The 24,252-nt window shown below is 30.6% G+C and carries 21 protein-coding genes and 1 tRNA gene; 6 read left to right on the top strand and 16 right to left on the bottom strand.

The window, feature by feature from the left end; all coding sequences use genetic code 11:
- The 3 genes from recJ to WBG30_RS04520 all read left to right on the top strand — a co-directional run.
- Positions 1 to 2,229, top strand: a 2,229-nt coding sequence (recJ, locus tag WBG30_RS04530; RefSeq protein ID WP_424503451.1) for a single-stranded-DNA-specific exonuclease RecJ, incomplete at its 5' end; no start/stop codon positions are given.
- Positions 2,230 to 2,527: 298 nt separating this feature from the next.
- Positions 2,528 to 2,615: transfer RNA gene (locus WBG30_RS04525), tRNA-Ser, on the top strand.
- A 70-nt stretch (positions 2,616 to 2,685) separates the two neighbouring features.
- A complete protein-coding gene (locus WBG30_RS04520; RefSeq protein ID WP_424503450.1) occupies positions 2,686 to 3,798 on the top strand; it encodes a metallophosphoesterase in 1,113 nt (370 codons plus the stop codon).
- Positions 3,799 to 3,832: 34 nt separating this feature from the next.
- Here WBG30_RS04520 and WBG30_RS04515 read toward each other — a convergent pair whose 3' ends face one another.
- From WBG30_RS04515 to malX, 16 genes are all read right to left on the bottom strand, one after another.
- Complete coding sequence (locus WBG30_RS04515; RefSeq protein ID WP_424503449.1) at positions 3,833 to 4,810, bottom strand: type I phosphomannose isomerase catalytic subunit; 978 nt, start codon at positions 4,808 to 4,810, stop codon at positions 3,833 to 3,835.
- A gap of 42 nt (positions 4,811 to 4,852) precedes the next feature.
- Positions 4,853 to 5,722, bottom strand: coding sequence for an ROK family protein (locus tag WBG30_RS04510; protein ID WP_424503448.1), 870 nt, complete (start codon positions 5,720 to 5,722; stop codon positions 4,853 to 4,855).
- 309 nt (positions 5,723 to 6,031) lie between these two features.
- Positions 6,032 to 7,345 carry an MFS transporter gene (locus WBG30_RS04505; RefSeq protein ID WP_424503447.1) on the bottom strand — a complete coding sequence of 438 codons (1,314 nt, stop codon included), beginning with the start codon at positions 7,343 to 7,345 and terminating at the stop codon, positions 6,032 to 6,034.
- Between the two features lie 71 nt (positions 7,346 to 7,416).
- Positions 7,417 to 8,427: a hypothetical protein gene (locus WBG30_RS04500; RefSeq protein WP_424503446.1), complete on the bottom strand. Its 1,011-nt coding sequence runs from the start codon at positions 8,425 to 8,427 to the stop codon at positions 7,417 to 7,419.
- Positions 8,428 to 8,513: 86 nt separating this feature from the next.
- Entirely contained in the window at positions 8,514 to 9,446 is a 933-nt protein-coding gene (locus WBG30_RS04495; RefSeq protein ID WP_424503445.1) for a DUF1861 family protein, read from the bottom strand.
- A gap of 23 nt (positions 9,447 to 9,469) precedes the next feature.
- The gene (locus WBG30_RS04490) at positions 9,470 to 10,528 is read right to left on the bottom strand and encodes a glycoside hydrolase family 130 protein (protein ID WP_424503444.1); all 1,059 of its coding nucleotides are present in this window, start codon (positions 10,526 to 10,528) and stop codon (positions 9,470 to 9,472) included.
- Position 10,529: 1 nt separating this feature from the next.
- Complete coding sequence (locus tag WBG30_RS04485; RefSeq protein WP_424503443.1) at positions 10,530 to 12,101, bottom strand: alpha-glucosidase; 1,572 nt, start codon at positions 12,099 to 12,101, stop codon at positions 10,530 to 10,532.
- Between the two features lie 18 nt (positions 12,102 to 12,119).
- A complete protein-coding gene (locus tag WBG30_RS04480) occupies positions 12,120 to 13,436 on the bottom strand; it encodes a hypothetical protein (protein WP_424503442.1) in 1,317 nt (438 codons plus the stop codon).
- Between the two features lie 16 nt (positions 13,437 to 13,452).
- Entirely contained in the window at positions 13,453 to 14,283 is an 831-nt protein-coding gene (locus tag WBG30_RS04475) for a carbohydrate ABC transporter permease (RefSeq protein ID WP_424503441.1), read from the bottom strand.
- Positions 14,280 to 15,167 carry a carbohydrate ABC transporter permease gene (locus WBG30_RS04470; protein WP_424503440.1) on the bottom strand — a complete coding sequence of 296 codons (888 nt, stop codon included), beginning with the start codon at positions 15,165 to 15,167 and terminating at the stop codon, positions 14,280 to 14,282. Before WBG30_RS04470 ends, WBG30_RS04475 begins: the two co-directional genes overlap by 4 nt.
- An 8-nt stretch (positions 15,168 to 15,175) precedes the next feature.
- On the bottom strand, positions 15,176 to 16,447 hold the full coding sequence (locus WBG30_RS04465) for an ABC transporter substrate-binding protein (protein WP_424503439.1): 1,272 nt from the start codon (positions 16,445 to 16,447) through the stop codon (positions 15,176 to 15,178).
- Between the two features lie 136 nt (positions 16,448 to 16,583).
- Positions 16,584 to 17,462 (bottom strand): hypothetical protein, encoded by an 879-nt coding sequence (locus WBG30_RS04460; protein ID WP_424503438.1) that lies wholly within the window; start codon positions 17,460 to 17,462, stop codon positions 16,584 to 16,586.
- Positions 17,463 to 17,473: 11 nt separating this feature from the next.
- Complete coding sequence (locus tag WBG30_RS04455; RefSeq protein WP_424503437.1) at positions 17,474 to 17,794, bottom strand: helix-turn-helix domain-containing protein; 321 nt, start codon at positions 17,792 to 17,794, stop codon at positions 17,474 to 17,476.
- A 248-nt stretch (positions 17,795 to 18,042) separates the two neighbouring features.
- Positions 18,043 to 19,407 (bottom strand): helix-turn-helix domain-containing protein, encoded by a 1,365-nt coding sequence (locus WBG30_RS04450; RefSeq protein WP_424503436.1) that lies wholly within the window; start codon positions 19,405 to 19,407, stop codon positions 18,043 to 18,045.
- 47 nt (positions 19,408 to 19,454) lie between these two features.
- On the bottom strand, positions 19,455 to 20,603 hold the full coding sequence (locus WBG30_RS04445) for a MalY/PatB family protein (RefSeq protein WP_424503435.1): 1,149 nt from the start codon (positions 20,601 to 20,603) through the stop codon (positions 19,455 to 19,457).
- 54 nt (positions 20,604 to 20,657) lie between these two features.
- Complete coding sequence (gene malX / locus WBG30_RS04440; protein ID WP_424503434.1) at positions 20,658 to 22,226, bottom strand: maltose/glucose-specific PTS transporter subunit IIBC; 1,569 nt, start codon at positions 22,224 to 22,226, stop codon at positions 20,658 to 20,660.
- A gap of 336 nt (positions 22,227 to 22,562) precedes the next feature.
- On the opposite strand from malX, the gene rplM reads away from it, so the two are divergent.
- From rplM to WBG30_RS04425, 3 genes are all read left to right on the top strand, one after another.
- Positions 22,563 to 22,979, top strand: coding sequence for a 50S ribosomal protein L13 (rplM, locus tag WBG30_RS04435; protein ID WP_424503452.1), 417 nt, complete (start codon positions 22,563 to 22,565; stop codon positions 22,977 to 22,979).
- 20 nt (positions 22,980 to 22,999) lie between these two features.
- On the top strand, positions 23,000 to 23,389 hold the full coding sequence (rpsI, locus tag WBG30_RS04430; protein WP_424503433.1) for a 30S ribosomal protein S9: 390 nt from the start codon (positions 23,000 to 23,002) through the stop codon (positions 23,387 to 23,389).
- Between the two features lie 364 nt (positions 23,390 to 23,753).
- The coding region (locus tag WBG30_RS04425) for a hypothetical protein (protein ID WP_424503432.1) at positions 23,754 to 24,252 on the top strand (499 nt) is incomplete at its 3' end.

The raw sequence follows: 24,252 nt of genomic DNA, 5'->3' as shown, positions 1-24,252 counted from the left end.
GGATATGGATTAAACAATGTGTCTCTATCTCACATCAAGGAACAAGGAGGAGAGCTAGTTATCACCGTAGACTGTGGTGTCTCCTCTGTAGAAGAAGTAGAACATGCAAACTCCATTGGACTCACAGTTATTATCACCGATCACCACGACATAAATAATATCTTACCTCCTGCATATGCTGTGGTAAATCCTAAAAGAGAGGACAACTCCTACAAATTTGGATATCTTGCTGGTGTAGGAACTGCATTTATGCTCATGATGGGAATCTATGAAACTTTAGGCAGAAAGGAAGAGATATATCAATATTTAGATATAGTTGCTATCGGTACCATCGCTGATATAGTTCCTCTAAAGGCAGAAAATCGAATTTTTACTAAGTTGGGACTAGAACAATTAAAACGTACAAATCATTCAGGTTTAAAAATCTTACTCCAGACTATCTTTGATGATTTAGAGGAGAAAAAATTCAATACCTATGATGTCGGATTTATAATTGCCCCGATATTTAATGCTGCCGGCCGATTAGAAGATGCTAAGATGGCTGTTAAACTTCTCATCAGTGATTCCATGGTAGAAGCTCGTGAGATCTCTAAAAAATTAATTGGTCAAAACTGTGAAAGAAAAGAAGTACAAGCTGATATCTTGGAAAAAGTAGAAGCTGAGATTGAAAAAAATAGATACTATGAAGATAATGTCATCGTAGTCTCTGGAGTAGGATTTCATCACGGAGTAGTGGGGATTGTAGCCTCTAAAATCGTGGATAAATATTATAAACCAACTATAATCATGGAAGAAAAAGATGGTGTCTCAAAGGCTTCTTGTAGGAGTATCGAGGGATATTCAATTATCGAAGGATTAAATTCCATGAGGAGTATATTTATGAAATATGGTGGCCATGCAGGAGCAGCAGGTTTTTCCATAAATGCCGATAGAGTCAATGAATTCAGAGATAAAATAAATAAACATGCAGGTTCTAAACTATCCAACGAAGATTATAAAAAACCTGTAAAGATTGATAAAGAGATAAGTTTTACAAAACTCACATATAATTTTAACGATGAATTGGAAAAAGCTGAGCCCTATGGTTTTGGGAATGCAACACCTCTCTTCGAAGTAAAAAATGTTATCTTAGACAGAGTTAGATTAATAGGAAAAGATAAAACACACATCATGTTTGATGCAGTGTCTGCTAATGGCACCACTCTAAAAAACTGTGTCTGGTTTGGGAGTTCCCATCACTTTGAAAGATTGATGGAGATGAAATCTGTCGATGTAGCCTTTAAATTAAAGGTGGATACATATATGGATAGGTTTAATGTGAAGATGTTTGTAGAAGACGTTAGGGAAGGAAATTCAGAAAAAAATCTATTGAAAGAAAGTATCGATCTATATGATACGATATTTCCCATGAAAGAAGTGATCTATACAAAAAGAAATGTAGATATCAACTCTCCTACATATCTTGAATATTCTAATGGGGTTACTGTAAATTCAGGAAAATCTATTGTTGGCTACCTTCCTCAACAAACTGAAAGTATATTAAAAGATCTCACTTACGATTATAATTTCAAGTTTAATGTAAAAATTACAGAGATTATAAAAAAAGATGAAAATTATAATATTCATATCACCATAGATTATGATCATAGTTTTAAAACTAATCATTTTAAAGCCGGTGGGATATTAAAGGATATTAAAACCTTTATTTTAGGAGATTTAGATTATAACGTCCTTCAAAAAGAAGTCCTTTCTACAGTCTTTAGAAAAAAAGAAAATCCATTGATTATCTATTCTGGAAACCGTGGGATGAAAAGTGTAATTTATACTATGGGTCTATGGAATCAATTGCATAGAAAAAAAACCTTAGTTATAACTAAAGATGCCCTTTCCCATTATTTCTCTAGATTTTTAGATATTTCAGACAAATACTGTGATGGCTATGATTACTATATCTTCTACAATGAACTTCCCATCAACAATATTAAAGGTGATTTTATAGTTATTACAAAGGAAGATGTCCATGTAGACGGTGCTATTAAAATAAATGATAATTTAAATATCCCTAAAAACATAACTATTTTAGAGGAGTTTGAGATAGTTAAAGACTATGATAAAACTAAGACATATTATTCTAAAAAATTACCAACTAAGAAAAAGAAACATATTATAGACAATTTGGATAAATTTGAGTTGATTTACTCGACCGGCGATATTTTAAGAGTTCTTTAAAAAATTCGTCATTGATATTCATCATTTAAAATTTAAGTAATTCTGTTATTTTTTTGGCCTTTTAAAAATATCGTTAATGAAATAAAAATAAAAGATTTAAAAAATATTCGACTGTTTGAGCATAGCGAGTTTCGATTTTTTTAATCTTTTAGATTATGTAATAGATATATTTTATAGCCACTGACCTTCTTTCGTCTGTTTCTTGTGTCAAGACAAGAAATAGACCCGTATTAAAGATGGAATCTTTAGAGTTTTTCCTTGCTTTATCTTATATAATATAGTATTATAATTGAGCAGTGGTGAGATGGTCGAGTGGTCGAAGGCGCATGCCTGGAACGTATGTGTAGTTTATTCTACCGAGGGTTCGAATCCCTCTCTCATCGCCATTTATAAAAATTTTAATACTCCCTAGGTAGGGAGTATTTTTTATACATATTTAACTTTACGGGAGGATATATGAAATTATTTTATTTTTTATTAGTTATAACCACTATCTTAACTGTAGTTACAGGAATCCTTGTGTTTATAGGATATAAGATATACCCTAATAAAGTTTTGTTTTTTATCATTCCAATTATTGGATATTTCCCATTGATTGGGATAATTTTTGGACATTTTTATAAAAGTAGAGCTTTAGAAGTATTTATAGGCCATTTTCTATTTTATTATAACTATATAATACTAGTTTCTATATTTTTATTAATTACTTATCTTTTAGGACGAACTTTAAATAAAGATCTATTTGTTTTTTTATCTAATAATCAAAAGAAATTTTATTTATTTTTACTTTTATTCTTTACCAGTTTAAGTATTGTAGGTAGACATAATTTTAAAACTTTAAAAAAAGAGTATTTTAAAATTTCTTTAAATAAAAAAACCTCTAATTCCACTTTAAGACTTGGATTTATAAGTGACGTTCATTTAAATAATATTTTTAATGGAGATAGCCTTAATAAAGCTTTAAAAAAAATGGCAAATGATAAGGTAGAAATAGTCTTAATTGGAGGAGATTTTGTAGATAATGACCCTCATAGGATAAATGATAATATAAAAGAAATTATATCAAAATATAAATTTCCAAAGGGTATTTACGCCGTTCTTGGGAACCATGAATATTATGGTGGAATAGATAGAAGTATTGACTTTATAAAGGAATCAGGAATAAAATTACTAAGAGATGAGGTTTTAACTATCAATGGTCTTAATATTATTGGAAGAGATGATAAAACTAACAGTAATAGAAAAAAATTAAGTTCTCTTTTAGATGGTATAGAAAAATTTCCTCTTATTGTTTTAGACCATAATCCTATAAGCATCAAAGAAAGTTTAGAAAATAATGTAAATTTACACCTTAGTGGTCATACTCATAATGGACAGCTTTTCCCTTTGAATCACCTTGTTGATCACCTTAATTTAAATGGTTATGGTCATAAAAAAATCGGAACGACTCACACTATTGTTTCTTCCGGTTTAGGAACTTGGATGATTCCTTATAGAATTAAAAGTAAAACTGAATATATGATAATAGATATAGACTATTTTTATAACCCTAAACCAACAAAAAGTTAGAGGATCTCCTCTAACTTTTTTTATTTTTATAACTTTATAAAAAACTTTTTAAAATTTCTAATTTTCCCTCTACGCTCACTTCTAATTTAGGAGGAATATACCATGTATCACCTTTTTTTATAGGATAAGTCTCACCGTCATAATTAAGGTTTCCATCACCTTCTAATATTGAATATATCATAAATGAATCATTATCCACATCACTATAACTGCTATCTAATAACAACTTATCTATATTAAAATATTTATCTCTGGCAATTTCTTGTTTTGACCCTCCGTCTATTTTTATATTCTTTCTTGTTTCATTAGTAGAAATTTGAGGAGTGTTTTCATAATCTATTACTTCCATAGCTTTATCTAAATGAAGATCACGAAGTTTCCCGTCAACTAATCTCTCGAAATCATATATTCTATAAGTCATATCTGAGTTTTGTTGCACTTCACATATTACTATACTCCCTTCTAAACTTGCATGAATCAGCCCAGGAGTTACATTTATAAAGTCGCCTTTTTCTACTGAAATAATATTGAATAAATCATCAAAATCCTTATTTTTTGTTTTTTGTGCAAAAATTTCTGGAGTTATTCCGCTTCTTAATCCCATGATCAACTTTGCATCAGAACTAGCTTCTAATATATACCACGATTCAGATTTTCCAAATTCTCCTTCTACCCTCAGGGCATAATCGTCACTTGGATGTACTTGAACAGATAATTTATCATTTATATCCAGATATTTTATTAAAAGAGGAAAATTTTTCCCATCTTTCGAATAAATTTTTTCTCCTACTAGGTCACCTTTATAATCTAAAAACAACTCTTCCAAAGTTTTCCCTTCTAATTTCCCATTTTCAACAACACTCATTCCATTTTTATGAGAACTAACTTCCCAAGATTCTCCATACAATTTCTCTGTAGGTAGTTCCATATTTAGTTTTTCACTAAAACTTCTCCCACCCCATATCTTTTCCTTAAATACTTTTTTAAATTTTAATGGGTATAATTTTTCCACGAATTCTCCTCCTTCAATTTTTTTATATTATTAGAACCCATATTAAAAACTTTCTAGTGCCAAGGCCAAGGCTCCACAGATTCCTGCATTATCTCCTAATTTTGGTGAAACGATATATTCTTCTATGTTTCCTAAAATATTTTTATGAGATACATATCCATTTAGTAGTTTCACCACTTCTCCTCTTATTAATGGAAAAAGTTGTTCTTGTTTCATGACTCCTCCTCCCATTATAATTTTTTTAGGAGAAATTATCAAGATATAGTTAACCAAACCTTGAGCTAGATAATATGCTTCCAACTCCCAAGCACTATGAGCTTTTGGTAACTCATATCCCTTTATTCCCCACCTTTCTTCAATTGCTGGTCCTGAAGCCATTCCTTCTAAACAGTCCCCGTGATATAGACACTTCCCCTTATATTTATCCCCTACCGCTCTTCTTACTAATATATGCCCGGTCTCAGGATGAGTCATTCCATGGACTAACTTTCCACCACTATAAACACCTCCTCCTATTCCAGTACCTACAGTGAGATAGATCACTGAGTCAAGCCCTACAGCACTTCCCCAGGTTGCCTCCCCTAAAGCAGCACCGTTAACGTCGGTATCCAGATTTATAGGAAAATCAAAATGTTTTTTTAGTTCTTCTAAAATATTATAATTACTCCAATAAGGTTTAGGAGTTGTAGTGATACATCCATAGGTTTTTGAGTTTTTGTCTAGATCTATAGGTCCAAAAGATCCCACTCCCATTGCTTCTATTTTTTTATCATAAAAAAATTCAATAACTTCTTCCATAGTTTCTTTTGGAGTTGTAGTGGGAAATGATTTTTTTTCTAATATCTCACCCTTTTGATTACCTACAGCACAAATAAACTTAGTTCCACCTGCTTCTATTGCTCCTAATAACATATCTACACCTCTCCATTAATATTTATCTAATTCAAAATATTCCAATGATTTTATCTATAATAATTCTTAACTCAATTTCTAGTTTTAAAAAAATATCTCTGTTAACTTTCAAACCTTCAGTTAATGCTCCTGTTCTATCTAATAAATCTTCTCTATTTATAGTAACCCATTTAACCTGATTAGAATAGATTATTTTTAATCCCCATTATAGTTTATCAACCCGTTAGAATTATTCCTCTAGTTTTTTTGTGATGTAAAGTGAAACTTTGGTCTCCCAATTTTTCCTCCTAATAAAAGTCTAAATCATCATTATTTTTTATTTACCTTTAAATATTCAGGTAAAAATGAACTTATTCTTTTAAACATCGCTGAATTTACCGGTAAAAAGCCCTTATATTTAAACTCTTTTATATGAGTTTCTACATTGGTAAAATGAAGAATTGCAAAAAACCTAGTTACCATTCCCAAAAGAAATATAATCTTGATTCCATGATAAGTTTCGCCAAATATTTCAAATGTTTTATCCATCAAAATATTTCCTAAACCTCCCCCTATCACCGAGGCGACTAGAGCTACCACCCCCATAACTATAGAAAAAACTGCAAAATAACTTTCCATGGGATAGTCTGAGATTTCTAAAATAAGTAGATTAAAAAATGACAAGTTGATAGCTGTAAATGTAATAGCTATTATAATTGCATCCATCAGTAGTAAAAATTTATAGTTATCCTCACTTATTACCAAATATATTATCAAGCTATAAGTTGATAAAAACATCCCAATATTCATAATAAGTTTACTCCCGTATTTATCACTCATCTTTCCGTAGATATAGTACATTATCATAGAACCTACACCTGTAACAATTCCCATGGTGGCTAAAAATTTAGGATCCACTTTTAATATATTTACCTGATAATAAGCAAAAAAAGGTTTTACAAACTCAAAACTAAATACCCAAACTGCCACAAATTTTAGATAGTTTAAAAATTTCTTATCTTTTAATGGTATTTTTAGATCAATTTTTTTACACTCTTCCTTTAGGTCCGGAATATTATGAAATTTAAAAATAACAGTAGTTACTAGACCACTCACAGTCATAAATACCGCTACTGAAAATATGCCAACCTCTTGGTTCTTTATTCCCAATAAATAACCATATCCATAAGTAAATACTATACTTGCCATAGAACCCATGAGGGATCTTTTCCCAAAATAACTTCCCCTGTCTTTTACATCCACTATCTCATTCATGGCTGCTGTCCATACATTGGATACTATAGTTTCAAAAAAACTATAGATTAGCATGGAAAAAAGTAATATATATGGATTTCTATACTGAAAAAACATGGCTACAGGCACTATCAAAAATGCATTTCTTGAAATAAATGCCGTCCCCAAGAGAACTCTTTTCCTTGTTTTAAATATTTTATAAAATTTAGGAGTTAATAACTGAAACATCCTGGTTGTGTAGAGTAGAGTCATCATCATAGAAAGCATTAAAGGGGTAGCGTTAAAATACATAGCTAGAGAAGCCAAAACAAACCCTTGAGTTCCAGTTCCTATTCCACTGTAGAGCATTCCCTCTGCTATGGATAAATTTTTGGTCATTTTTTTCCCCATAAAATTTCTCCCTAAAAACTTTATAAGGGCTATACAAAATAGCCCTTACAAAGTTTTTTATTTTTTTATTTTTAGAAACTATAATTAAGTCCTATTTTTCCAAAGTAAACATCTGTATCTCCGTAGCTCTCTCCGCCGACTTCCTTATTTCTTCTATTTCTATATGAAATCTCAGATAAAAAATAAAGATTTTCTTTAATAGGATATGAATGTGCCACTATAAATTTTATGTCATCTGATTTATACTGAGTAACTCCTTTACTATCTTTTCCTGTTTCAGTTCCTATTTCCATTTTTAAGAAAATATTATGTTTACCTTGATTCCAAGACATCCATGGTCTGATTTGAGTTTCATTTACATCATAGTTACTCTCATTATATCCACCATCACTATAATCAAAACCATTCTTTACAAATCCTTCTAATCCAAATGTCATACTATCATTTAACTTATATCCTAAGTTAGCTACTCCTTCATAAAGCATAAAACCATTCTTTGAATAATATTCTCCAGATTTAGTTTCATTCAAGGCCTTTATCTCACCATTAATCCACATATTATCTGTAATTTGATATCTGTACTGAGGCTTTATTCCATAACCCATAGTTCTAATTGCATATGTATCACCTTTTGATCCATTGTCGTATGTTTCCTCTGCTCCAGATTTCCACAATGTTATTAATTGAACATTGAATGAGTGTTTACCAATAGTTTTAGCATAGCCGGGATTTAACTCCATTTCAAACATGTCAAACTTTTTTGTTATGTCTTTTGCTTGTCCTTTATCCTCAGTAATATTATTATCAAACCAGACTCTTTTCATCACATAAAACATATTAAATCCTGTATCTCCAAAATTAAGTGTCCCTTCTCCAAATACCAATTCATTTACCGGTCTTGTATTTTTCAAACTACCTTCATTTTTAAAATATTCCATTTTATACTGTGGTACCCAGTTTCCATGGATTTCCAATTCTGTTTTTTCTTGTGTTGCGACAATTTGATCTTTAGAAACTGCCTCTTCTTTAGCTAAAATAGTTATACTCCCTAGTATAAACAATATCCCCAGTAATTTTTTCACTTCTTTTTTCCCCTTTAAAATTTATTTATATAAATGCATATAGCAATCACATATCTTATTTAATATATATTTTCCATAAACTATTTCTATTTCTCCCATTTTATAAATGGATCGTCTATCTCTATCCAGTGAGCTTCTGCATCTCCTATTCCTGCATATAGTACAGCTTTCCCATTAGGTTTTCTAACTAACCCTCCTGAAAATACTACGTCTTCTAAATCATATCTTTTAGCTACTCCTGGCTTGAATAAATCTCTGTAACCTATTAATTCCATCTCTGTATATTCCTTTGTTTTAGGATCAAAACAAAATACTGTTGGATAATAATGTCTTACTATTTCATCGGCATCAAAATAAGCTACATGAGATAACACTCCCAATTTTCCATTTTTTAGAAGGTGAACCTCATTTCCTCCCCCCCATTCTTCGGTATAAAAATGATCAAATAATGGTGCACTATTTACTAATCTATCTGTCAGATCATCTAATTTTTCCATCTCTATATACCCAATAGATCCTCTTCCACCTTTTTTACCTTGTGGCCTTGTAAATATACCTATTTTCCCATTGGCTAATTCTACTAATCTCAAATCTTTCATTCTATTTGGTCCCTTGGCAAATTTTTCCAAAGAAAATATGTCTGCACCTCTATAATAGATAGTCCTCCACGCTAAAGCTTTAGTGTTATCAGGATCCGGATAAATTTCAACTCCTCCTAAAATTAATTCCCCTCCAATTTTAGTAAAAAATGGATCTTGAAGTTTAAAAGTACACGCACCTTCTATCGGGTACCATTTTTCGTCCTTTTCTTCAAAGAACACAACATCTGCATACTCTGTTTTTCTTCCTTCTACCCTTCCTGCAATAACAATTTTTCCTGCAGATTTAAATGGAGCTGTTATATTATATACATCCCTTCCATCTACATTTTCAAATCTTATTTTATCTGTTTTAAACACTTTTTCTGAATTTTTTTCCTTAAATTCCTTCAAAAGGTCAGCACATAATTTTTTTTTCATGTTAAATTTGTCCTCCGTATTTTTTATAAACCCAAATGTTGCCATAAATTGTTCATGGTAATTTCAGCTAGACAGGTAACCTCATCTGCTGCTCCATAATATATCTTTAATATTTCATCTTCAATAATAGCTCCGCAACTAAATACTACATTCCCAAAAAAACCATTTACCTCATAATCTTCTTCTGGCTCTAAAATCGGTGTTTTAGATTTTGCTAATATTTTCTTTGGATTATTTAAATCCAGTAAAAGAGCTCCTAGACAGTATCTTTCCCTCTCATCTACACCATGGTATATTTGTAGCCATCCTTTAGGAGTTTTGAGTATTTGTGCTCCTCCGCCAAGTTTTAATGAGTCCCACTCATCCTTAGATGCCCCTAATAGATGTTCATGTTCTCCCCAATGCTTTAAGTTGGTAGATTTTGCAATCCATATCTCAGGTTTTCCTATATATTTTTGCATAGGTCTATGAAGAGCATAATATTCTCCATTTATTTTTTCTGGGAATAAACATACATCTCTATTATCTGGCTCAAAAATAATTCCTATTTTTTTAACAGTTTCAAAATCATCTGTAACTGCTAAACCAGTCGCGATTCCCAAAGAAGATACAGCTGAGTAGTTAATATAAAATCTTCCCTCTATCTCTGTAATTCTTGGATCTTCACATCCAAATGCTTCATATTTAGTTCCAGGAAATATAAATGGTTTATCTGATATTTCAAAGTTAACTCCGTCTGTACTCCTTGCTATTCTAAAATGAGATATCGATGTTAAATACTGTATATACGTATCTTCTACATAGGTTACTACTCTGCTATCTGAAAAATTATATCTTTCATCGGATCTTTCTATCTCCTTAATAGCCATTTCATAATGCCCATTTTTTTCTTCCAAATGAGGAATTCTTAATACGTTTTCATCTAAAGATTTTGCACTTTCTGCTATTCTTAGGAGTAAGATAGTTTCTTTTTTATATTTTACTGCTCCTGCATTGAATACACACTCCACCTTAAAGTCAGATCTTGTAGGTTTTATGTCTTTCGGAGTAATTAATGGATTTTTAATACTTCTTTCTATCATTTTATTTCCTCCCTTTCTTTAGAATTAAAATTTCATTTTTAATCAAGATATTTTTAGCTTCTCCTGCTAAAACTTCATAAACTCCATCAGGCAAAACGATATTGCTTGTTTGCGTAAAGTTTATATATATATATACTCTTTCCCCTTCATAAACTCTCTCAAAACTTATAAGCCCATCTATATATTTTAAATTTTTATACTCGCCATATGACAATGTTTCTTCTATTTTTCTGAGTCTTATCATTTTTTTATAATGATTAAATAATGAATCTATCCTATTTCTTTCATCTTCTACATTTAATATTTTATAGTTTTCATTTATCTTTATCCATGGTATTCCTGTAGTAAAACCGCTATTTTCCTTACTGTTCCACTGCATAGGACTTCTAGATTTATCTCTAGTTTTTTCATTGGCAATTTTCAAAGCTTCTCTATGGGAACCCCCTTTTTGCCTTTCTATTTTATAATTGGTTCTTCCTTGAATATCATTTATCTCATTTAGTGTATTTGCAACTAAATTGGTCATCCCAATTTCATCACCATAGTATAAAAAAGGAACCCCCTTGGTAGTCAGTATAAATGTTGCTACAGCTTTAGCTCTCTCTATATCTCTCTTTGATTCACCAAATCTACTCATATGTCTTGGCATATCATGACTGCCAAAGAAAATAGTAGGATATCCATTTAGATCTTTTTCCATTTTTTCTATCTCATCATAAAATTCTTTAGCGTCAAAATTTTTTTTACTTCCCAAATTAAAGTTAAAGACAACATCCAAAAGACCATCATCACGATATCTTTTTAACACATCTAAATTTTCACTTCCAATTTCTCCTACTAAAAACTTATCTCCATAGGATTTTACGCACTTATTTATCCCACCAATGGCATCTAAGATCCCAGGTTGATTTATATCAAATTTATGATCCTGTTCCCCCTTTTCATCCATAGGATTATCCTCTGTTATGCCTTCACAGGTCATAAAATTTATTACATCCAACCTAAATCCATCTATTCCCTTGTCCATCCAAAACTCCAAAATTTTATTTGCTTCTTCCCGAACTTTAGGGTTGCTCCAATTTAGATCTACCTGCCCCACAGCAAATTTATGATAATAATATTCATTGGTTCCCTCATCCCATTCCCAGGCTGACCCACTAAAGAATGATTCCCAGTTATTTGGGTTTTTCTTCCAGATATAATAGTTTCTATATGAATTATCCTTTGATTTTTTAGCTTCTTGAAACCATTTATGTTGATCTGAGGTATGATTTAATACAAGGTCTGCGATTACTTTAATGCCTCTTTTATGAGCTTGATCTAAAAATTCTTCAAAATCTTCCATAGTTCCATAGTCCGAATCCACAGAGTAATAGTCACTGATATCATATCCATTATCTATTTTAGGAGATTGATAAAAAGGCGTTAACCAAATACCTGTTATCCCTAAATTTTTCAGGTAATCTAACTTTTCTATTATCCCTTTAAAATCGCCTTTTCCATCTCCATTGGAGTCATTGAAACTAGGCATATACAATTCATAAAACACAGTTTCTTTCCACCAATTTTTCATTTTTTACCTCGTATTTTTTTATTTGTTTTTTTCTTCTAAATATTTCATTAATGTTTCTTTAGCTATTTTATTTTGTTCAATGGCTAAGATCGATAATAAACCCTCAATAGTAGATTCTGCTCCTGAATTTTTATTATACTTATCTGCATTATCTATCCCATCAAAGGTCCTTCCTGTTTTTATATCGTACATATTTATAGCAGCTGAATTATTTCCAAAAAACCATTTAGATATTTCTACAGCTTGTTTTATATATGTCTCATCCCTAGAAATTTCATAGGCTTTTAAATTGGCATAGATTAAAGGTCTCATTCCATAAGCTATCTGAGAAAACTTATCTTTTTCTGCAAAACCGTATGTTCCCTTTTCTTTCTTTAAACTAAACCAATTAATGAAACCTGAATCTATAAGATATTTATGAAAATTATCAATTTCTTGAAAACCAGCCAACATCATATCTCTGTTACCTATAGCCTCTCCTGCAGTTAAAAGAGCGTAAGCCTGACTATTTCCATATGCATGCCATATGTTTTTCCAGCTTAATAATGCTCCATAAGTTTCAGCTTTTTTATCCTTCACCTGCATAACCATAAGACCTTCTCCAAGTCTTAAGATCATCTGAGCTACTTCTTTATCCCCAGTGAACTTATAGTAGTTAGTTAATCCCAAAATAAGTATTGAAGACTGATCCGCTCCATCATTAGGAAGCCATCCAGCTATTTCTATACCATTTTCATACTCTATTTTCCCATCTAATTTAAGGTCTTTTTTTATTACTCCTACAGATCTATCCAAAGCTTCTTTGATTCTAATTGCTAAGTCACTATCTACAGTCTCTATATCTTTATAGATATGACTTAAAAACCAAACAGCTCTCCATGTCCACCAGTTAGGCTCAGCTACACTGGTTTTATATGTAGTATTAACTGTTCCATCCGAATAGATAAAGTTGTTGAAATATCCATTTTCATCTTGAAGATGCAAAGTAAATTCAGCTAATTCCTTTACTTTTTTCAAACTGTCTTGTGCTCCTGTTGACTTATAATAATTAAAATAGAATACTCCAGCTCTAGTAACGTCATCTATACACGCTACTCCTTCAATAGGATCTTTTATCCATTTATAATCTGGGTATTCACTATAGATATGGATTGCGCCTATTTTAGTTCCATCTTCTAGACTTATTTGCTCATATAGACTATCTAAATGTGCTGTATTTGTTAAAGTTATTTGATTTGATTTTTCATTTTTTACTACCTTTGCTTCTTCTTCCTTTATATTTGTAGACCCACAGCCTACTAAAAAGACTGTCAATAAAATCAATATTTTTTTCATCTTTCCTCCACTTTTTTTATTTCAGAGATAATGACATCCCCTCTAAGAAATGTTTTCTAAATATTACAAATAGCAACAACATTGGTATAGTTTGAATAACTGACCCAGCTAAAACGGGTCCTACATAAACACCATAAGCTTTACTAAATGTTGCTAATAATACAGATAACGGCATCTTATTAAAATCTTGCATTACGATTAATGGCCACATAAAGTTATCCCAAACCCCTGTAAAAGTAAAGATTGCAACAATTGCTACAATAGATTTGTTTAACGGAATCATCAGTTTAAATATTATCCATAGATCTCCTGCACCATCAATTTTTGCAGCTTCAATGTAATCATTAGGAGTTCCTTTAAAGCTCTGTGACATCATAAAGATTCCCCATCCACTCATTAAACTAGGAATAATAAGAGCTGAATAAGTGTTTATCAATCCTAACTGTCTGATTAAGACATACATAGGTATAATAAACATAAATGAAGGAAATACCATTTGAAAAAGTATAAAACTTTTTATTTTTTCCCTTCCTTTAAATTCCATCTTAGTTAGTGCATATGCAACGATTGCCGATGTTATTAAAACTGTAAAAGTTACGATAATAGCTATAAATACAGAATTTCCTAGTGCTCTTAAAAATGGTCTTTGCATTTTTTCTGCACTCTCTAATAGAAAATTATAATTCCATAAAGTATAAGACCCACCAAATAAACTAGTATTGAATATCTCATCCGTCTTCTTGAATGAAGATACAAACATCCAGGCATATGGATATAGCCATGACAATGCTAGTCCAAACATCAAAGTATGAATTAGTACTGAACTAATTTTTTTATTTTTTATCATACTATATCAACATCCTTTTCAAACACTTTTCTTGTTATTTTTATAATCCCAAAGCTGACTATTGCAACAAAAATTGACATTGCAGCCGCATATGTTGGATCCATTTTTCTAAATGCTGTCTCATACATTACAAGCATAGGAGTCATTGTACTTCTTACTGGTCCCCCACCTGTTATCATATATGATTCGGTAAATATCCCAAAAGCCACAGTTATTGCTAAAACTAAAACCATTATTATCTGATTATTTAGAAGTGGAAGTGTTATGTTAACTAATTTATCCCATCTTCCTGCACCATCTAAATCTGCTGCTTCATATAACGAATCCGGAATTGCATTTAACCCAGAATAAAATATTAGTCCATAGTATCCAACAAATTTCCAAATAACTATTAAAGATATTGAAAACATAGCTAAAGTAGGGCTTGTAAACCATGGAATAATCACCCCAAAGTGCTCGTATAAAAATTGATTTATTGGACCATTATCTCCAAATATTTTTGTAAATACTATTGAATAAGCTACCCCTGAAGAAACGTTAGCAAGTAAGAAACTAAGAGCTATAAACATTTTTCCATATTTAATTTTTTTTAATCCAACCGCAAATAACATTGAACATATAAATACTAGCGGGATATAAAACCCTAAAAACCTAAACGTATTTTTTAAAGATAACCAAAATATTGGATCTTTTAAAACTCTAATTAAATTATTTAATCCATTAAAAGTTGGGTCTCCTACAAATCTCCATTTTGAAAATGTAAGAACCAAAAGCCAGATTACCGGATATACCCAAAATATCAATGAATATATCACATATGATGAGGCAAAGAGAGCACCTTTACGTGCCTCTTTCCCTTTTAAACTATTGTCTTTTTTCCACATATTAACCCCTACTTTTCTATAATATTATTTATTGCCTTCACTGCCGAATCTACTGCTTCTGATACTGTTTTAGTCTTAAGTACTATTGGCTCTATCATCTCACTAGTCATAGCTTGTTGAATATCAATAGTATTCTCTTGCATTGCTGGTGGCATCGCTACATCAACATATTTCGCATATTCTGCTGCTTTTTTATCCTTCTTATAAAACTCTGCAAATATTGAGTTTGTTGTTAAATCTCCTCTTGCTGGTGGCATTCCTGTTTTTTCTAACCATAATTTAGACAACTCATCTTTTTCAAACACCCATTTTACAAATTCCCAAGCTTCTTTTGGATGCTTACTCGATTTGAAAATTACTAACCCTTTTGAATCTGCTAAAGTATATGGCTTTTCTGTTTTAATACCTGATGGAACTAACATTGGACCAATTTTAACCGTTTTCATTATTTCAGGATACTGAGTTCTGCCATAAGCTAGATCCCATGGTCCTTTCACTTCTCCTAAAACTGTTCCTTCAAAAAATATGTTACTTGTTCCAAAATTTGCACTACTCCATCCCTTTGTATGCATTTTTTCTATATATTTTGCTACTTCTTTACCTGTTTCATTGTTAAAAATTGCCTTCCCATTCACTATATATGCTCCACCATTAGATGCTGCGTAATAATAAGAAATATAATCAAACCATCTATCCCACCAGTTTTTCCCTGCCAATACTTTTACTGCATATCTCTTGTTCGGCTTAGCATACATCTCTGATAACTTATATATATCGTCATAGGTCTTTGGAACTCCTTCAAATCCTAGCTCTTCTAAAATATCTCCTCTCCACCATAATAATACTGGATTAGAGTATACTGGAAGCACTGGCGTTTCTCCATTAATTGTCCATGCTTTCATTATATTTTCCATTTTTCTTGTAGCAATTAACTCATTGTATTGATCAAATTCATTTAAGTTTTTAACTACACCTAAATCAAATAATTGAGCTCCAAAACCTGAGAAGATATTCGTAGAAATATCTGGTGCTGTGTCAGATGCCACTGCATTCATGATTGCTTCTTCTGAGCTTCCTGCTGCTGGAATAGTTTTAACTTCAACCTGCAGTCCATTTCCTGATTGATTCCACTCTTTCACTACTTCATTCCAAAATTCTTCCTGTGTTTGGTTTGGTGCAATCCATAGTTGCAATTTTTCATTTCCATTACCCTTAGACCCACCACAACCTGTTAATACAATTGTTATTGCTACTGTTAATAACCAAAATATTTTTTTCATTTTATCCTCCATTTTTGCCCATAGGACATTATTTAATTAGTTTATAGTTTCATAAATTTATTGTTTATCATTTTTTAGTTGTAATTTTTGTCAACTATAGAGATAAAAAAATTGTGCTTAAATCCAGCACATTTTTTTATTTAACCTTTATCCAATCGTAGATTTCTTGACGATCTATAGTAGCTACTCCAATAGAACTATCAGCACCACCATAATACATATAAAATTTATCTCCTACTTCAATCATCGCTGTTGAAAACACTATATTAGGTACACCACCAGCTATCTCCCATGACATTTCAGGTTCTAAAATAGGTTCTTCACTTCTTTTTAAAAGTTTGCTCGGATTTTTCAGATCTAAAAGCATAAGACCTATCCTATAAACCGCCTTTATTCCGTCTTCTACACCGTGATATGCTATCAGCCATCCTTCTTTTGTTTTTATTGGAATACCACCTATTCCTATGGCAATATTGTCCCATTTACCATTTCTAGGGCTTGCTATTTTTTGAGGTTTACCCCATTTTAATTTATCTTTGGAATATGAAATATACATATCTGGTTCAATACTATAAATCATTGCGTATTTCCCATTTATTTTTTCAGGAAATATAACAGCATCTTTTTCAAAATTTTCTAGGAGGACTCCCTCTCTTTTCCAGTTTATAAAATTAGTTGTTGTAGCTAAACCAATAGAAATTTTTCCTGGGGCAAAAGCTGTATAAGTCACATGGAATGTGCTGTCAATATAAGTTATTCTTGCATCCTCTACACCATAAATTTCATTCATATTTTCTGGTTCGAATACAGGTTCACTCAATCTATTAAATTTAATTCCATCTTTACTCACAGCATATCCAAATCTTGAAACCATATCAGGCCCTTGAGCTCTGTAGACCATATGAAAAATTTCCCCATCATAGATAACTCCAGGATTAAATACATACTTAGCTTCCCACAAATTCATTGGATTAGGTTTCATTATTGGATTGCTATTGTATTTTTTTAATTTCATCCTCTTCCTCCTTAAGGTTTAAAGTTGTTCCCTCTTTTATCTTTTTCTCGAATTCTATGAGAATCAGAAAAATATTCTACTATAGATTTTGTACTTATATATCCAACCACTACATAAAGTTCCACATAATTAATTTCCAATATCTTAGCTATCTGCATTAAAAATTCAGGTTTAGGGAGACTTTTTTGTTTTCCATTCTCAAGCTTTGACCATAACGAACGATCAATACCGTGATTTTTTTCAATCTGATAGGCAGAAATATTTTTAATAATTCTTTTGTTCTTTATATATTCTCCTAATTTTTTTATTCTTTCTTCTTTAAGAACCCTCATAATAACAACCTCATTGTTTGTTTTTAGTCCATTACTTCTTTTTTTTAAACATTTTAACTTCTCAATACAATTATATGATTAGTTGTAAAAAAAGTCAACTATTTTTATAAAAATAATCCATAAAAAATTTAAAAACAAAAAAAATAGTACCCAAATAAACAAATTATTTATGAATCACATACCTTTTTTTAGCCATCCTATTTTATTGTTACTAATTTGACGCGTGCTCTATAATATTATCTTTAATCTTATAATAGTTTTATGCCTTTATCCGCTTCTATCAATTTTTTAAAAGGCGAAGTAATTAATAACTCCTTCTCAGTATCATCTAATATATTCTCTCCATAAACTTTTAATATTTCTTTTATAAATAACCTTTCATTAAAATCCGTACTATGCTTTTTAGAAATTTCTATTAACTTACTCAGTTTTATAACTTTTTTTTCTTGGTCTTCAATCTCTTTTTTTATAAGTTCTCCTATAAAATAAATCTCCTCATCTCTTAATTTTTCATTTAAATATTTATCGTTCTTAGATATTTCAGTTAAAATAAAAATTATTTTAGACCCTTCTAATCGACCCTTATTAACCGCTCCCAAGACAAAATTATTTTTCATCCTATAGAATGCAGAGGTTAAATAACTGCATATCTTTTGAAATAATTCCTCTTTTAATAGACTGTAATTAACTTTCTTTTTCATTTCTTTTAACAGATAAAATGTAAATAACTGAATATTTAAGAGTTCATCATTATATTTTCCATTTAAAGAACTACTCAAAAAATATTCTGTAAGGTGAATAAATTCAAAAATCAATCTTTTAGGAATTATTTTTTCCAAATTATTTTTAACCACTTTATATTGAAACGTCTTTTTTAAAAATTCTGCATTATGCTTTTTTACTATATAATGTTTCTTAGATATCCTAAATAAAGTTACCCAAAGATAGTGACTGATTATTCTGTTAAATTCTATTGAGAATCCATACATGAACTCTCCCTCAATCCTATTAATAATCTCTTCTATATTTCTATTATCGATTTCATTCTGTTGAGCTAAAATCAATTTTTTTACCATCTTTCTTATTGGTTTGGTATATTTTTCTTCTGGTTTTTCTAAACTATCTATCATTTTTAACATCATCAAATGTCTAATTTTTTTTTCATTTCCACCTATATATATTCTGGTTACATCATATTTAAAATATAAACTATAACCCTCTAATTCACTTTTCAATCCTTGCATATCTTTTTTTAATGTAGTTCTACTTACATCTAAAACCTTTTCTAAGATTTTTAAAGTCGGCTGATCCTCAAACAAGAAAAAATTTAAGATATACTCCTGTCTTTCACTACTAGTATATATGTAATGACCATTATATACATACTTTAAAAAGCTTTCTATTTCTTTCTCTTCCAACTCTGTAAATATCTCCTTTTGAGCCCTTATCAACTTACTCTCTAAAAAAAATTGATTTAAATAATACTCCAAATTTTCCAAACTATATCGAAGATTTCTTTCACTAAGATTAATCTCTTGAGACAGTTTTTTAATTGTAATAGGATCTTTATTTATCAACATCAAAATAGTTAACTCTTTTTGTTTTAAACTCATAGTCATCACCTACCTATATAAATTATATAATATGATGAAGAGTTTTCCTATTTATTTAATGCTAATTTTATTCCATCTATTCCTTTCCTTAGTTTTGCCCTAGAACAACCAACATTTAAACGTATTTTATAGGGATCTCCATAAATATCTCCCGACATAATTGCAACTTTCCCTTTTTTTATCAAACGTTCTTGGAATTCATCAACTTTCAATCCTGTTCCTTTAAAATCTATCCACATAAGGTAGGTCGCCTCTGGTATATTTACTTTTAACCCCATATATCCATCTAATTCCCTCTTTACTAGTTCAAAACTTTCACCTATATACTTATTTAGCTCATCTACCCAATAATCACAATAGTTATAAGCAGATATAGTAGATAATACTCCAAATATTGCTGCTGTAGATACTCCATCTATATTTTTTATATGATCAATAAATTTTTCTCTTAGATTTTTTTGAGGAATTATAACATATGATCCCCCAAGAGTAGGGGTATTGAAAGTTTTTGAAGGTGACGAAACAATGATAGATTTTAGTATATCTAATTTCAACACTGGAGTATGTTTTTTCCTCACAACATCCATATGAATCTCATCTGAAATCAAATATACATCATATTTGATGCATAAATTTATTAATGTTGTTAGCTCTTCTACGCTCCAAACCTTCCCTGTTGGATTTTGGGGACTGCAAAGTAAAAAAACTTTAACTCCCTCCTTGAAACCCTCCTCTATTTTAATAAAATCCGTCTGATACTTCCCATTTTGATCTTCTTTAAGTTGAATTTCAAAAGCATCATAAGGATTTAGTAGCTTTGTAAACCCATCATATTTAGGAGTGTGAGTCATGACCTTATCTTTCTTTTCTAGTATTTTTTCTAAAAGTAATGTAATAGAATAAAGTACTGATGGTGAGTAGGAGATCCATTCCTCTTTTATGACTGTCCCACTTCTCTTATAAAACCAATTTTTTATTGCACCCTTATAATCACTGTGATTCCAACGAGAATATCCAAAAACACCGTGTTCTACTCTCGAAATCATTTTTTCAATTACCTCTTTAGGAGAACGAAAATCCATATCTGAAATTGTAAATGGTGTTAAATCTTTTGTGCCTTCTCCAAATCTATCCTCTATATAATCCCATTGGGTACAATAGGTTCCTTTTCTATCAATTACATCATCAAAATTCATCTTTTGCCTCCAAGAATAGGAGACCGTTAGACAGCCTCCTAAAATAATTTTTTATTAAATAAGTTTTTGCATCTGTTTTTTTAATACCTGTACTTTTGTCCCAACTATTATTTGAACATTTGTATCATTTAGTTTTACCACATTTACAGCACCAGCTTTTTTTATAGCTTCTACATCAATTATAGTGGCATCTTTCAATACTAGTCTTAATCTTGTTATACAATTATCCAAACTAACTATATTTTCTTTCCCACCTATTGCTTCTAACATTATTTTGGCATTATATCCTGCCATATCTCCACTATCCATTGCATTTATAGCTTCTTCAGAGTCATCTCTTCCTGGAGTCAATATATTATATTTTTCTATATACCATTTAAATACTACATAGTATAACCCAAACCATACAACTCCTACCGGTAATACCAGATACCATTTAGTCCATAACCCTTGTAGTACTCCAAATACGAAAAAGTCAATTATATTACCATCTGTATTTCCTATAACCACACCTAATATTCCCATTACCATAAATCCAAGCCCTGTCATAAAAGTATGAAAAAGATAAAGTACTGGTGCTATAAATAAAAATATAAATTCGATTGGTTCTGTTATCCCCCCTACTGCTGCCGCAACTACCGCTGATATAAGTAATCCCTTTACCTTTGCTCTATTTTTTAAAAAAGAAGATTTATACATAGCAAAAGCTGCTCCTGTCAGTCCAAATATAAATGATGGCATCTTTCCTTGTGATAAAAATCTAGTATATTGAGGAGATACAAATTCAGGTCCCTGAGTAAATTGGTGATAGAATATGTTTAAAGCACCTGATATCGTTTCTCCACTTGCAGTCACAATTTGACCACCAGCCTCGGTAAACCTTATCGTTGCTACTAATATATGATGCAATCCAAATGGCAACAGCAACCTTTCTCCCGCTCCAAATAAAAAAGGCCCAAATATTCCCGCTTTTTGAATCCCATTTCCAACTGCTAATATTCCTGTTTCAAAGAACGGCCAAATAATAGGTACTAAAATTCCTGTAGTAGACATAATAAGTACAGTAGCTATAGCTACAAATCTTGTTCCACCAAAGAAAGAAAACGCATCTGGAAGTTCAATATTTTGAAATTTTGAATGGATCATATAAACCAAGATACCACATATAAGTCCACCTAAGGCCCCAGTATCAATACTCTCAATTCCCATTATCATTTTTGTGTTAGTTGACTCCAAAATTCCTCTAGATGACAAATAAAAATTTGTTCCTAGTTGTAGTGATATATATCCTACTAAACCTGCAAAAGCTGCTATTTCTTTATTTTCTCTAGCTAACCCTAGAGGAATAGAAACTGCAAACATCAGTGGTAAAAAAACAAATGCTACTAAACTAATCTTAATCATAAAATTAAATATAAATTGTAATACTGGTATACCTAAAAATGGAAACATCTCAATAGTTGTAGCACCTGTAAATGCAGCTCCTAATCCTAACAATATTCCCATAGCCGCCAGCAATGCCACTGGTAGCATAAAAGTTTTTCCTAAATTTTGAAAAAATTCCCATCCACTTACACCATTTGATCTTTTTCTATCCTTCATCTTAATTGTACCTGTACTCATAAAATTTCCCCCTTAAAACTTAAATATATTAAAATTATACTTCTACTTTCTATTACTTTCAACTCTGTACTTTCTTCATTTTTTTTTGAATAAAAGTTTTAGCACCATCAAAAATAAATAGATATCATCAATTAATATAACTTTTTAATGAAAAATTTAAAAAATTATATTCCCTTCATTTTTAATCCTATTTGTCAACAAAAAATCATTGACATAATGAGTTTACTGTTATATAATATCAAAGATAAAGCCCTTTCCCACGAGGAGCCGTTATAAATAATATTTTATAACATTTATTTCAAGGAGGAACAAAACGTGAAAAACAAATATAGTTTTATGTTAAGAAAAGAAGATGTAGTTAGAGAATGGTTACATTATGATGCTGATGGTGTGGTATTAGGTAGACTAGCTGCAGAAATCGCAAAAAAATTAATGGGTAAAGATAAGGTAACTTATACTCCTCATATCGATGGTGGAGATTACGTAGTAATCACTAACATGGAAAAAATTACAGTTACAGGAAAAAAATTAACTGACAAAATTTATTACAATCACTCAGGATTCCCAGGTGGATTAAGAGAGAGAAGATTAGAAGAAGTTTTAGCTAAGAACCCTGCAGAGGCTTTATTTTTAGCAGTTAGAAGAATGTTACCTAAGAACAGATTAGGTGCACAACAATTAACTAGATTAAGAATATTTGTTGGATCTGAACATGAGCATACTGCTCAAAACCCTGAAACTAAATCTTTATAATAAATAGGAGGTAAATTAAAATGGCTGTACAATTTAGAGGAACTGGAAGAAGAAAAACTTCAGTAGCAAGAGTAATCTTAGTACCTGGTGAAACAGGTGTTACTATAAATGGAAAAGAAATGAGCGAGTATTTCGGAAGAGGAATCTTAGGAGATATCGTAAACCAACCTTTAGTTTTAACTGAAACTGCTGAGAAATTTGGAGTTAAAGTAAACGTAAATGGTGGAGGAACTACTGGTCAAGCAGGAGCTATAAGACATGGTGTTGCTAGAGCATTATTAATGGCTGATGAAACTTTAAAAGCTGCTTTAAGAGAAGCTGGATTCTTAACTAGAGACTCAAGAATGGTTGAAAGAAAGAAATTCGGAAAGAAAAAAGCAAGAAAATCACCTCAATTCTCAAAAAGATAAGGTTATTTCAAAAGAGATATATTTCCACTATTGTGGAAATACATCTCTTTTTTTTACACTCAATACTCTCCTTCTCATAGATTATATCATTTTTAGCTATTCGATTAACTTACAATAGTCATTACTTTTATATTCTAATCCTTGAACACTATGAATTATTCTTCTCCCAAATAATATCACAAGCGTTATGAATACCAAAGTTAAACCATCATTACAATATAGCACTATTTTTAAAAAAAGTCCTATATGAGAAAACGAAACTGAATTTTATGCAGTTATTTTTTCAGTTTTTCTTCTAAATTAAAAATTTATATAATAAAAAGAGCATCAATAGTATAATTATACTATAATTCTAGGGGGTTATATGAAAGATAAAATATTTAAAATCGCTAAAACATATAAAATAACTTTTAAAGAACTTGGGTGTAAGGGAATTAGCTCTACTTATCTTACTAAGATAAAAAAAGGACATAATTCTATTAAAGAAAAACATCTTCCCTTATTAGTTGATTCCTTTAATAGAATTTTTCAAGAAAGAAATATAGATAAAATAATTACTATAGAAGATCTATATATCACTTCCCAGCAAGAATTGGATAACTTAGTCAATGAAAGTATTATAAATAAAAGTATCTATTCTAAAGAAAAACAAGAAAAAATAGAGTGCTTTGAGTGGGAAAAAAAAGTACATAGCTGGAAATATCGTTATTTTATAGCCAAGTACAATCAAAGAATAGAGGAGAATGAAAAGGCTTTAGATATCTATTTCTACCTATTAGATAATTTTTCTTGTTCTAATAGTTTCTATTCTATCTTAATTGAAATATCTAGATTAGAAAAATCTCAAAATGTCTATCAAATAT

This window comes from Psychrilyobacter sp., assembly GCF_049671765.1.
Lineage (GTDB): Bacteria > Fusobacteriota > Fusobacteriia > Fusobacteriales > Fusobacteriaceae > Psychrilyobacter.
This window is presented reverse-complemented; position numbering and strand designations above follow the sequence as displayed.